Below are 12189 nucleotides of genomic sequence, written 5' to 3'. Positions count from 1 at the left end.
GCGCATCCGGCCGGTGCCGCTGATGCCGAGGCCGGAGGCGAGCTGCTGCAGCTCGGCGAGCACCATGCTGTTCAGCCCGGTGCCCGTGGTCCGACGGCGCTTCGGCGCGGGAGCCGTGGCGTCCGACGCCTCGGCGTCCGGACGCGCGCCCATCAGATCGGTGGTGTCGCTCACGAAGGGTCCTTCCCTGGAGCGGACGTCGGCCTTTCTGGCTCGGCGACCGGTCGTGCTGTCCGTCCTGCGCTCTTCGGCAGGACGTGGCTGCGTGGTGAAACGTTGGAAACCCGTGCGGCCGTGCGGTGTGTCGATTGGCGCTGCGCACGAACGCGTCCGGGCCCCCTGCGCGTGGCGGCTACGGCTCGAAGCGGGGTTCGCCGACACGGCATCGGGATGCGGTCACAGTGGCGCAGGCAGGCTGCATACGCGATGTGGCGGGCTCCCGGAGAATTGCTGTCCCAGAGGTGGGGACGCTGTGCACCGGGCGGCACTGGGCGCCTGGTGCAGACATGAGATTAACACTACTGGACCCAACAAACATTCCCCCACTCTGCGAGTGTCAATCGTGTTCCCCCTATTACCTGGGCAGCCACCTGGGAATCTCTTGATCCTGCCTATTGCTGCGCCAGCGGCAGGATCGCGGCTCCCTCGGTGTCCAGCGCGAGCCGGTGCGCGGCCCAGCCCTCCCCTGCGAACGACAACACCTTGTCGGCGGTGCTCTCGTCGGTCAACGCCAGGACCGTCGGTCCGGCGCCGGAGATCACGGCGGCGACGCCCTCCGCGCGCAGACCCGCGACGAGCGCCGCGCTCTGCGGCATCGCCGGGGTGCGGTAGTCCTGGTGCAGCCGGTCCTCGGTGGCCGGCAGCAGCAGCTCGGGACGGCGCGTGATCGCCTCGACGAGCAGCGCGGCACGCGCGACGTTCGCGGCGGCGTCGCCGTGCGGCACGGTCGCCGGCAGCAGGCCTCGCGCCACCTCGGTGAGCAGCGGCGTCGACGGAATGAACACCACCGGTACGACGCCGCGGTGCGGCGTCACGGTGACCGCGTGCGCTCCCGCGCCGGCGGTCTGGACGGCGGCGTCGCCGTCGAAGGCCTCCGTCCACGCGATGGTGAAGCCGCCGAGCAGACAGGCGGCGACGTTGTCCGGGTGCCCCTCCAGCTCGGAGGCGAGCGCGAGGGTCGCCGCCTGGTCCAGCGCGTCCGTCCCGCCGACGGTCACCGCGCGCGCGGCCATGATGCCCGCGCAGATCGCGGCGGAGGAGGAGCCGAGGCCCCGACCGTGCGGAATCCGGTTGGCACAGACGACTTCCAGCCCGCGCGGCTGACCGCCCAGCCGCTCGAAGGCGGCGCGCATCGAGCGCACCATGAGGTGCCGCTCGTCCCTTGCCAGGGTGTCCGCGCCCTCCCCGGCGATGTCGACGTGCAGGCCGGAGTCGGCGACGCGCACCACGATGTCGTCGTAGAGCCCGAGGGCGAGACCGAAGGAGTCGAACCCCGGCCCGAGATTGGCGCTGGTCGCGGGCACCCGCACCCGTACGGCGGCGGCGCGGAAGGCGGGACCTGCCATTGCGTGGACTCTCTCCTGCGGAAGGCGCGACGGCGCATGGGGACAATCACGAACATGCGCTTGGGGTATGACGCCAGGGTAGCGAAAAGGGGCTGCTCAGCGGTACACCCCTGACCGGGGGTGTCGCACCGCGGAGCTCGGGACGTTGCCCTGTCCAGGGGCGCGGGGCTCCGCCGATCTGCGGCTCCGCCGCGCGGGCGCTCCCACGGACGGGTGCACTGTCCAGGGCGCGGGGCCCCGCCGATCTGCGGCTCCGCCGCGCGGGCGCTCCCACGGACGGGTGCACTGTCCAGGGGCGCGGGGCTCCGCCGATCTGCGGCTCCGCCGCACGGGCGCCCCCACGGACAGGTGCACTGTCCAGGGGCGCGAGGAACTGCGCGACGAGCCACTGACATGCGGATGGTCCTCAACGCTCAGGGCCATCCGCACAGGGTGGTTACTCGCGCCCCAAGGACTCGCTACGCGAGTCCGAGGCGCTCGGCGGCGGCCGTGGCGTCGATGGGGACGACGGTGGGCTGGGGGGCGCCCGCGACGGCCCAGTCGGGGTCCTTGAGGCCGTTGCCGGTGACCGTGCAGACGATGCGCTGGCCCGGGTCGATCAGGCCCCGCTCGTGCGCCTGGAGGAGCCCGGCGACCGACGCGGCGGAGGCCGGCTCGACGAAGACGCCCTCGCTGGAGGCCAACAGGCGGTACGCCGACAGGATCTGCCGGTCCGTCACCTTGTCGATGAGGCCACCCGACTCGTCCCGCGCCGCGATCGCGTACTCCCAGGACGCGGGGTTGCCGATCCGGATCGCGGTCGCGATCGTCTGCGGCTTCAGCACCGGCGCGCCGTCGACGATCGGCGCGGAACCGGCCGCCTGGAAGCCGAACATCCGCGGCGTACGCTTCGCGAGCCCGTCCTTCGCGTACTCCTGGTAGCCCTTCCAGTACGCGGTGATGTTGCCCGCGTTGCCGACCGGCAGGACGTGGATGTCGGGGGCGTCACCCAGCGCGTCCACGATCTCGAACGCGGCCGTCTTCTGGCCCTCGATGCGCACCGGGTTGACCGAGTTCACCAGGGCCACCGGGTACTTGTCGGACAGGTCACGCGCCAGCGTGAGGCAGTCGTCGAAGTTGCCGTCCACCTGGAGGATCTTCGCGCCGTGGACCAGGGCCTGGCCCATCTTGCCGAGTGCGATCTTGCCCTGCGGCACCAGCACCGCGCAGACCATCCCGGCGCGCACCGCGTACGCCGCCGCCGAGGCGGACGTGTTGCCGGTGGACGCGCAGATGACGGCCTGCGCGCCCGCCTCCTTGGCCTTGGAGATGGCCATGGTCATGCCGCGGTCCTTGAAGGACCCGGTCGGGTTGGCGCCCTCGACCTTGAGGTAGACGTCGCACCCGGTGCGCTCGGAGAGCAGCTGCGCCGGAACCAGGGGCGTGCCGCCCTCGAGCAGGGTCACCACGGGCGTGGAGGCGGTGACCGGGAGCCGGTCGCGGTACTCCTCGATGAGGCCGCGCCACTGGTGGGTGTGCTGGAGGGTGGTGCTCATAGTGGGTTACTCCCCTTCGACACGCATGATGCTGGCCACGCCGCGGACGTGGTCGTGGGTGCGCAGTTCGGCGACGGTGGCGGACAGCGCGGCGTCGGTGGCGCGGTGCGTCACGACGACAAGCGAGGCGTCGCCGTCCCGGCCCTGCTGGCGGACGGTGTCGATGGACACTCCGTGCTCGGCGAAGACCGTGGCGACCTGGGCGAGGACACCTGCCTTGTCGGCGACGTCCAGACTGACGTGGTAGCGGGTGACCACGTCGTCCATGGGGTTGACGGTGAGCTGAGCGTACGCGCTCTCGCCCGGCCCCGTCGCACCGGCCACCTTGTTGCGGCAGACCGCGACCAGGTCGCCCAGCACGGCGGAGGCGGTCGGCGCGCCGCCGGCGCCGGGGCCGTAGAACATGAGCTGGCCGGCGGCGTCGGCCTCGACGAAGACGGCGTTGTAGGCGCCGCGCACGGAGGCCAGCGGGTGGCTGAGCGGGATCATCGCGGGGTGGACGCGGGCGGTGACGGACTCCTCCCCGTTCTCGTCCTTGGAGCGCTCGCAGATGGCCAGCAGCTTGACCACGCAGCCCATCGCCTTGGCGGAGGCGATGTCGGCGGCCGTCACCTCGGTGATGCCCTCGCGGAACACGTCGTCGGCGACCACGCGGGTGTGGAAGGCGATGCCGGCCAGGATCGCGGCCTTGGCGGCGGCGTCGAAGCCCTCCACGTCGGCGGTCGGGTCGGCCTCGGCGTAGCCGAGTGCCGTGGCCTCCTCCAGCGCCTCGGAGTAGCCCGCGCCGGTGGTGTCCATCTTGTCGAGGATGAAGTTGGTCGTGCCGTTGACGATGCCGAGCACGCGGTTGACCTTGTCACCCGCGAGGGACTCGCGCAGCGGGCGGATCAGCGGGATCGCACCGGCGACGGCGGCCTCGTAGTACAGGTCCGCGCCGGCCTTCGAGGCGGCCGCGTGCAGGGCGGCGCCGTCCGCGGCCAGCAGCGCCTTGTTGGCGGAGACGACGGAGGCGCCGTTCTCGAATGCCGAGACGATCAGCGAACGGGCCGGCTCGATCCCGCCGATCACCTCGATGACGACGTCGATGTCCTCGCGCTTGGCCAGCGCCTCGGCGTCGGTGGTGATCAGGTGCTCGGGCACGCCCGGACGCGGACGGCCCGCCCGGCGGACGGCCACGCCCGCGAGCTCGACGGGCGCGCCGATGCGCGCCTCCAGGTCGGCGGCGTGCGTCGTCATGATGCGTGCCACGTCGGAGCCCACTACTCCACAACCGAGGAGCGCCACCTTGAGCGTACGCATCATCCGACTCCGTCCTGCTTTGTTGGCGGCTGCCGAAAAGGCAGCTCATGTTGGCTTGGTACTTGCCTTCTGTCCCAAGTCTCCGTGACTCGCCCGTCGAATCTGCGGTCGTTCCACGGATTGAGACGCAAATTCCGCTGCTCGATACCGAGCGGCAGGAAATCCTGTTGTGCCCGCTCAGCCCACGTCGAGACGGAGCAGATCCTCCTCCGTCTCGCGACGGACGATCACCCGTGCCTGGCCGTCGCGGACGGCGACGACCGGCGGGCGCAGCGCGTGGTTGTAGTTGCTGGCCATCGAACGGCAGTAGGCGCCCGTGGCAGGGACCGCGAGCAGGTCGCCCGGTGCCAGGTCGGCCGGGAGGAAGGCGTCACGGACGACGATGTCGCCGGACTCGCAGTGCTTGCCGACGACCCGGCTCAGCATCGGCTCGGCCGTCGAGGCGCGGGAGACCAGCGAGACGCTGTAGTCGGCGTCGTAGAGGGCGGTGCGGATGTTGTCCGACATGCCGCCGTCGACGCTGACGTACGTGCGCAGGCCCTCCAGCGGCTTGATCGTGCCGACCTCGTAGAGCGTGAACGCCGTCGGCCCGACGATCGCCCGGCCCGGCTCGACCGAGAGCCGCGGCACCGCCAGTCCCTCGGCCGCGCACTCGCGCTTCACGATCTGTGTCAGCGCGGCCGCGATCTCGTGCGGCTCACGCGGGTCGTCCTCGCTGGTGTAGGCGATGCCGAGGCCGCCGCCGAGGTCGATCTCGGGCAGCTCGACGCCGTGCTCCGCCTTGACCTCCGCCAGCAGCCCGACCACCCGGCGGGCCGCCACCTCGAAGCCGGCCATGTCGAAGATCTGCGAGCCGATGTGCGAGTGGATGCCGACCAGCTCGACGCCGTCCAGCATCAGCGCCCGTCGCACCGCCTCGGCGGCGTCCCCGCCGGTGAGCGAGAAGCCGAACTTCTGGTCCTCGTGCGCGGTCGCGATGAACTCGTGGGTGTGCGCCTCGACGCCGACGGTGACGCGCAGCAGGATCTTCTGCCGCGCGCCCTGCTCGGCGGCGGTCCAGGAGAGCCGGGCCAGCTCCTCGAAGGAGTCGACGACGACGTGACCGACGCCGGACTTCACCGCGTACTCCAGCTCGGCGCGGGTCTTGTTGTTGCCGTGCAGCGCGATCCGCGCGGCCGGCATGCCGGCGCTGAGCGCGACCGTCAACTCGCCGCCGCTGCACACGTCGACGCTCAGGCCCTCCTCGTGCAGCCAGCGGACCACCGCCCGGGAGAGGAACGCCTTGCCGGCGTAGTAGACGTCCGCGTCCAGGTGCGAGAAGGCGTCCTGCCAGGCGCGGCAGCGCGCGCGGAAGTCCGTCTCGTCGAGGACGTAGGCGGGCGTGCCGAACCGCTCCGCGAGGGTGAGCACGTCCAGGCCGCCGACGCTGACGACGCCGGTCGCCGGGTCGCGTTCGACCGTGGCGGACCACACCTTCGGGTCGAGCGCGTTGAGGTCCGCAGGCGGGGCGGCGTAGTGGCCCTCGGGCAGCACGTCGCCGTGGCGGGGCCCTGCGGGGTGGGCGGAGCGGCTCATCTCGTCATCCTTCGCAGCTGCTTGCCTGCTTGCACGAAGGGCCCGAAACCTTTCGGCTTCGGGCCCCTGCTCACTGCTACATCCGTTCGGGCGCGGAGACGCCCAGCAGTCCCAGGCCGTTGGCGACCACCGTCCGCGTCGCCTCGACCAGCCACAGCCGGGCGCGGTTGAGGTCGGTGACCTCCTCGTCGCCACGCGGCAGGACCCAGCAGTTGTCGTAGAAGCGGTGGTAGTCGCGGGCCAGCTCCTCCAGGTAGCGGGCGACGCGGTGCGCCTCGCGCAGCTCACCGGCGGTGGCCAGCACACCAGGGAACTTGCCGAGCTGACCGAGCAGCTGGTTCTCCCAGGGGGTGCTCAGCAGCTCCGGCTTGAAGTCCGCCGCCGCGCCCTTGTCGATGCCCAGGTCGGCCGCGTTGCGGGCGATGGACGACATGCGGGCGTGCGCGTACTGGACGTAGAAGACCGGGTTCTCGTTGGTCTGGCTGGTCAGCACGTCGATGTCGAGGGTGAGCGTGGAGTCGGTGGGGACGCGGGCGAGCGAGTAGCGCGCCGCGTCGACGCCGATCCAGTCGACGACGTCGTCGATGGTGATGATGTTGCCGGCGCGCTTGGACATGCGAACCTCTTCGCCGTCCTTGAGCATCTTCACGAACTGCCCGATCAGCACCTCGATGTTGTGCGACGGGTCGTCACCCGCGCACGCCACGATGGCCTTGAGCCGGCCCACGTAGCCGTGGTGGTCGGCGCCGAGCATGTAGACGTTGACGTCGTTGCCGCGGTCGCGCTTGTTCAGGTAGTACGCGGCGTCCGAGGCGAAGTAGGTGGTGTCGCCGTCGGCCTTGATCAGGACGCGGTCCTTGTCGTCGCCGAAGTCGGTGGTGCGCAGCCAGACGGCGCCGTCCTGGTCGTAGACGTGGCCCTGCTCGCGCAGCCGCTCGACGGCCTTCTCGACGGCGCCGGAGTCGTGCAGCGACTTCTCGGAGAACCAGACGTCGAAGTGGACGCCGAACTCCTCCATGGAGCGCTGGATCTCGGCGACCATCAGGCGCAGGCCCTCGGACCGGAACGTCCGCAGCTGGGTCTCGTCGTCCAGCTCCAGGATCCCCGGGTTCTGCTTGACGATCTCCGCGGCGATGTCGTTGATGTACTCGCCGACGTAGCCGTCCTCCGGCACCGGGCGGTTGTTCGCCGCGGCCTGGAGGGACGTGCCGAACTTGGAGATCTGCACGCCGGCGTCGTTGATGTAGTACTCGGTCGTCACGTCGGCGCCGCAGGCGCGCAGGATGCGCGCGAGCGAGTCGCCGACGGCGGCCCAGCGGACGCCGCCGATGTGGATCGGGCCGGTCGGGTTGGCGGAGACGAACTCCAGGTTGATCTTCTGGCCGGCGAAGGCGTCGCCGTGGCCGTAGACGTCGCCGGCGGTGACGATGGTCCGGGCCAGCTCACCCTGCGTCGCGGCATCGAGGGTGATGTTGAGGAAGCCCGGCCCCGCGATGTCGATCTTCGCGATCCCGGGCAGCTCTCGCAGGCGCGCGGCGACCAGCTCGGCCACCTGTCGCGGCGGCTTGCCGGCGGCCTTGGCCAACTGGAGCGCGACGTTGACGGCGTAGTCGCCGTGGTCGCGGTTCTTGGGACGCTCGACGTTCACCGTCTCGGGGACGGCGACGGTCAGCTCGCCCGCCTGGACGGCGGCGCTGACGGCGGCCTGGACTGCCTGGGAGAGCTCTGCGGGTGTCACGGGCCAAGCCTAGGCGAGACCGGCCCCAACCCTGGCATCGGTTCTGCCGTCCGAGACGCGCGGCTCCGCACCCCGGGACGCGCCGCACCTCACTTCGTTCGCCGTGGGCGAACGCCACCGGCGCCGCAGTCCCCCGCCGACCGCGCCGCCCGCAGCTCACGCCCGGCGGCGAGCCGACGTACCAACGCCACCAGGTCCATCGGCTCGAACGGCTTGGCCAGATACCCGTCCACCCCGACGGACTCACCACGCTCCAGATCCAACTGCGTACAGGCGCTGACGATCGCGATCGGCAGATGACTCGTCCGCGGATCGGCCCGCAACTGCGCCGCCGTCCGCAGGCCGTCGAGCCGGGGCATCACCACGTCCAGCGTGATCACGTCCGGCGCCACGGTGTGCACGACATCCAGACACTCGGCCCCGTCGGCGGCGGTCACCACCTCAAAGCCCTCGAGCTCCAGGTTCACCCTGATCAGCTGGCGGATCACCGCGCTGTCATCGACAACGAGCACCCGCCCCGACTCGCCTGACACATCACTGAGGGTATGCGGAGGAACCACCCTCCGTCTCCGTTTTGACGACTTCCGCCGGAAAGCTGTCAGGGGACCTTCCCAAAAACCCTGTGCACGAGCAGGGGGTCCGGACTGGTAGTGTTCTCCACGTCGCAAGACAGTGCGCCCCCGTAGCTCAGGGGATAGAGCACCGCCCTCCGGAGGCGGGTGCGTAGGTTCGAATCCTACCGGGGGCACTTGCAGCAACTCGCAGTTCAGGCCCAGGCCAACCGGGATCTCCGGTCAGTCTGGGCCTTCGTCGTTTCTGAGGCCCCTTCAGACGAGAACACGGGTGAGGGACGGATGCTGACCGGAGTGGTGGTCGACGCGGTGGACGTCGCGCGGGCGGAGCGGTTCTGGGCCGAGGCGACGCGGGGCCGGATCGGTGGGCTGAGGCTGCGGTTCGTGGCGGCGGCGGAGCCGAAGGCGGCCGGGCGGAAGAACCGGGTGCATCTGGATCTGGCCGGTGGGCCCGGCTGGGAGGACGAGGTGGAGCGGCTGCTCGCGCTCGGGGCGAGGCGGGCCGACATCGGGCAGGGGGACGTCCCGTGGGACGTGCTCGCCGATCCCGAGGGCAACGAGTTCTGCGTGCTGCGTCCCGGGCACCACGGCGTGCGGGCCGACTCCGGGGTGGTCGCGGTCTGTCTCGACGTCAGCGAGGAGGACCGCGCGGCGCAGTGCGCGTTCTGGGAGGCGACGTCCGGGTGGCACGCGGTCGAGTCCCACCCCTGGGGCGCCTTCATGCGCCGGACGCCGGACAGCACGGTCTCCCTGGTACTCGGCCCGCCGTGCGCGCCCAAGGCGGGACGGAACCGGCTCCGGTTGGAGGTGACCGGCGGCGGCCGTGCCCCGGGTGAGTACCTCGATCCGGCCGGAAACGAGTTCCACGTCGGTTCAGAGCAGTAGGGCCAACAGCGCGCCGCCCATCATGAAGGGCCCGAAGGGGATCTGGGTGCGGCGGGAGGCGCGGCGGGTCGCCAGCAGCCCGACGGCCCAGAGGGCGGCGAGCAGCGAGGCGTAGACGGTGCCGACGAGGACGGCGTGCCAGCCCGTCCAGCCCAGCACGAGGCCGACCGTGCCGGCGGCCTTGACGTCGCCGAAGCCCGCGCCACCGGTGAAGGCCAGCGCGTAGTAACCCGCCGTCAGGGCGAGGGCGGCGAGCAGGGCGCGGACCAGGGCGGAGCCGTCCCCCGGCAGGGCGAGCAGGGCCAGCAGCAGCGGATAGGCCGGGAAGGTCAGCGCGTCCGGGAGGCGGCGCAGCCGGAAGTCGAGCGCGGTGAGGGCGGACGCGAGGACGGCGAAGACCGCGTGCGCGGGGAGCAGCAGGGTGAACCCGCCGCGCACCGCGAGGGCGACGACGGCGAGGAGCGCGCCGACCGCGACCGGCAGCGCGTCCCGCCGCAGCGCCGCACGCGTCTCGGCGTCGGCCGCCGGGAAGAGCCCGAGCACGCGGGGGCGCGGCGCGCCCGCCGACGGCTGGGCGGCGAGGGCGGGTTCGGGCGGCGTCTGGGCCATGGGCGCTCCGGTCACCGGGGGGAGGGGGCTGGTCGAGGTCGTCAGTCCGGCAGGTTCACGCCGCGGCCGGCCACCAGGTCGTAGCGGAGCAGCAGCGTCCGGCGCTCGTCGGGAGCCAGGGTGAGCTCCCAGCGGACGATGCCGTCCGCGTCGACGGCGTCCGGTGGCGGTGCGGTGCGGTCCTTGTCGAGCCGGACCTCGACCGCCGACAGCTCCGAGACCGGGATCCGCTCGCGGACCACGACGCGGACCGGAACCGCGTCCGGCGGGGCGAAGCGGGAGAGGGTGACGCCGACCTCGCGGCCGCGCACGGAGCGGCCGGTGAGCGCGCCCGTCTCCCGGCTCTCGGTGACGGTGCGGACGGCGCGGAAGGTGTCCTCGCTGCCGAAGCCGAGCTCGGCCGTCGCGCCCGGCGCGGTGAAGCGCAGCTCCGACCGGCCGACGAAGCCGCCGCCGCGGACCAGGTCGACGGGGCCGGACAGCAGCGGCTCGCCGGAGCCGTTGCGGAAGCGGGTCGTACGGACCACGACCGGGGCCAGCTCCGGTGCGCAGGACAGCTCGACCGACGCGGGCGCGGTCGCGCTGCCGAGCGCGACGCGGTGGGCGCGCCCGTCACTCGGGACGGACAGCGGCCGGCTGACCACCAGGCTCCGTGCCTCGCCACCGTCGTCGACCCCGGGCAGCACGGGCGACAGTGCGGCGGGCTCGGCGCCGGCGCCCTCGGGGCCGACGTCGGGGATCTCGACCTCGCGCAGGTCCACCTCGACGGCGCGGCGCTCCTCGCTGCTGCGCTCGCGCAGGGTGATCACGTCCGGGGCCAGGTAGGGCGGTTCGGCGGCGCGCGTGGGCCGGGCGGTGGAGAGGGTGACCCGGACGTCCTGCCAGGGCTCGCCGGTGCGCTGCCAGACGAACGCGTCGCGCTCCAGCAGTAGTTGCGGCTGCGGCTCCCCCTCCTCCGTGAGCGTCGCGCGGTAGGCGGGCCGCCAGAGGGCGCAGGGGGTCAGGTGGCGGACGACGAGCTCCGCGCCCTCCCCGACCCCGTCCGGAAGCTCGATCGACGCCTCGATGTGGGCGCTGAGCACCATCGGGCGCTCCTCCGCCTCCTCCCAGGCCTGCTGGGCCGCGATCAGCTGCTCCTGGAGCCGCCGGCGGCGGTGCCGGGCGTCGCGCAAGGCCTCCGCGTGCTCCTCGTGGGCGACCTCGGCTCGGTCCAACTCCTCAGCCCACGCCTGCGGTTGGGCCTCACCAGCGCCCGTGCCCTCGGTGATCGCACGCTGCAGGTCCGCCAGCAGCTGGTCCAGCACGGCGACGCGGCTCGTCAGCCGGGCGACCTCCAGCTCCGCGCGACGCAGCTGCTCCGAGAGTTCGTGCACCTGCCGCTCGATCGCGGAGGCGTCCGCGCCGGGCCCGCCGGTCACCGCGGCGGGCGGCTGCGGCGTCCACCGGCGCACGACGCGGAGGTCCAGCACGCGTCCGGCCGACCCGCTCCCGGCGCCGGTGTCGGTGTCGGTGTCGGGGGCCGTGAGCTCGCCGCGCAGCGAGTGGTCCACCACGAGCGGGGTGACCGGACCGAGCCGGAGCCGGTGCACGCCCGCGGGCAGCACGCCCAGCTCGCGGGTGCGGGTGAGCTCGGCGCGGTCCTCCAGCAGCGTGGCCGCCGTGACCGGCAGCGGCAGCAGGGTGGGCCGGTCCTCGTGGTGCGTGCGCCCGCTCATGCGTCCCTCCGGTTGCCGCCGACGACGGCCTTGCCGGCCGGGAGACGGATCTGGTGACCGGCCGTCAGCGTCGTCGCGCCACCGGCCGGGACGACCACGCGCCAGCGGCGCAGGCCGCGGCGACGCTGCTCGTCCTCCTCGGGCGCGACAACCGTCCACGGCGGCGTGGAGGCCGCGTCCTCGACCCGCACGTCCTTGTCGTCGCTGACCGGGACGCGTTCGAGCAGCTCGAGCCGGACCTCCCGGCCGAGCCGGTTGGCCACCTCGATCTCGACGGTCTGCGCCACGACCGTCGTCGCGCCGCGCAGGCTCGTCGAGGTGGACTCGGTGGTCCGCACGCGCCGGGCGACCCGGACACCCTCCTCGACGCCGATCCCGATCCGGCGGCTCTGCCCGGGCGCGAGCGCGGGCATGGCCACCGTCGCCGTGTACTCGCCGTCGACCAGGATGTCCGCGGGCCCCGGGAGCAGTGCGTGCGGGCTGGTGTTGGCCAGCTCGACGGCCGCGTAGACGGCCGGGTCGAGCGCCGGCACGGACAGGTGCCACGGCGTCAGCCCCACCGGGAAGTCCGCGACGGCCACGCTGTGCCAGCGCCCGTCCGACGGCACGTCGACGGGCGCGGCGGCGTCGAACCGGTACGCGAAGGAGCCCGACGCGTGCCGCACCGGCAGCGCGTGCGGCACGCGTCGGGCTCCT

The 12189-nt window shown here is 72.6% G+C and carries 11 protein-coding genes and 1 tRNA gene; 2 read left to right on the top strand and 10 right to left on the bottom strand.

Features of this window, described 5'->3' with window-relative positions; translation table 11 throughout:
• The 7 genes from DN069_RS42155 to DN069_RS37105 all read right to left on the bottom strand — a co-directional run.
• A partial coding sequence (locus DN069_RS42155; RefSeq protein ID WP_165845809.1) for a Rho termination factor N-terminal domain-containing protein occupies positions 1-174 on the bottom strand: 174 nt, incomplete at its 3' end.
• Positions 175-611: 437 nt separating this feature from the next.
• Positions 612-1565 carry a homoserine kinase gene (thrB, locus tag DN069_RS37130; protein ID WP_111507661.1) on the bottom strand — a complete coding sequence of 318 codons (954 nt, stop codon included), beginning with the start codon at positions 1563-1565 and terminating at the stop codon, positions 612-614.
• 458 nt (positions 1566-2023) lie between these two features.
• Entirely contained in the window at positions 2024-3100 is a 1077-nt protein-coding gene (thrC, locus tag DN069_RS37125; protein ID WP_111507660.1) for a threonine synthase, read from the bottom strand.
• A 6-nt stretch (positions 3101-3106) separates the two neighbouring features.
• The gene (locus DN069_RS37120) at positions 3107-4402 is read right to left on the bottom strand and encodes a homoserine dehydrogenase (RefSeq protein WP_111507659.1); all 1296 of its coding nucleotides are present in this window, start codon (positions 4400-4402) and stop codon (positions 3107-3109) included.
• A 174-nt stretch (positions 4403-4576) separates the two neighbouring features.
• Entirely contained in the window at positions 4577-5974 is a 1398-nt protein-coding gene (gene lysA, locus DN069_RS37115; RefSeq protein WP_111507658.1) for a diaminopimelate decarboxylase, read from the bottom strand.
• A 76-nt stretch (positions 5975-6050) separates the two neighbouring features.
• On the bottom strand, positions 6051-7712 hold the full coding sequence (gene argS, locus DN069_RS37110) for an arginine--tRNA ligase (RefSeq protein ID WP_111507657.1): 1662 nt from the start codon (positions 7710-7712) through the stop codon (positions 6051-6053).
• A gap of 89 nt (positions 7713-7801) precedes the next feature.
• Positions 7802-8245: a response regulator gene (locus DN069_RS37105; protein WP_111507656.1), complete on the bottom strand. Its 444-nt coding sequence runs from the start codon at positions 8243-8245 to the stop codon at positions 7802-7804.
• 143 nt (positions 8246-8388) lie between these two features.
• Between DN069_RS37105 and DN069_RS37100 the strand changes: the two genes are divergently transcribed.
• Together DN069_RS37100 and DN069_RS37095 are read left to right on the top strand one after the other, a co-directional pair.
• Positions 8389-8460: transfer RNA gene (locus DN069_RS37100), tRNA-Arg, on the top strand.
• A gap of 106 nt (positions 8461-8566) precedes the next feature.
• Complete coding sequence (locus DN069_RS37095) at positions 8567-9169, top strand: VOC family protein (RefSeq protein WP_111507655.1); 603 nt, start codon at positions 8567-8569, stop codon at positions 9167-9169.
• Here the strand turns inward: DN069_RS37095 and DN069_RS37090 are convergent.
• From DN069_RS37090 to DN069_RS37080, 3 genes are all read right to left on the bottom strand, one after another.
• A complete protein-coding gene (locus tag DN069_RS37090; RefSeq protein ID WP_111507654.1) occupies positions 9158-9778 on the bottom strand; it encodes a prepilin peptidase in 621 nt (206 codons plus the stop codon). The genes DN069_RS37095 and DN069_RS37090 overlap by 12 nt on opposite strands.
• Positions 9779-9819: 41 nt before the next feature.
• On the bottom strand, positions 9820-11493 hold the full coding sequence (locus tag DN069_RS37085; protein ID WP_111507653.1) for a mucoidy inhibitor MuiA family protein: 1674 nt from the start codon (positions 11491-11493) through the stop codon (positions 9820-9822).
• A partial coding sequence (locus DN069_RS37080) for a DUF4139 domain-containing protein (protein WP_133260173.1) occupies positions 11490-12189 on the bottom strand: 700 nt, incomplete at its 5' end. The genes DN069_RS37080 and DN069_RS37085, both read right to left, overlap by 4 nt.

The organism is Streptacidiphilus pinicola, assembly GCF_003258295.1.
In the GTDB taxonomy this organism is placed as follows: domain Bacteria; phylum Actinomycetota; class Actinomycetes; order Streptomycetales; family Streptomycetaceae; genus Streptacidiphilus; species Streptacidiphilus pinicola.
Note: the sequence above shows the minus strand (reverse complement) of the source record. Positions and strands in the feature narration are given on the sequence as shown.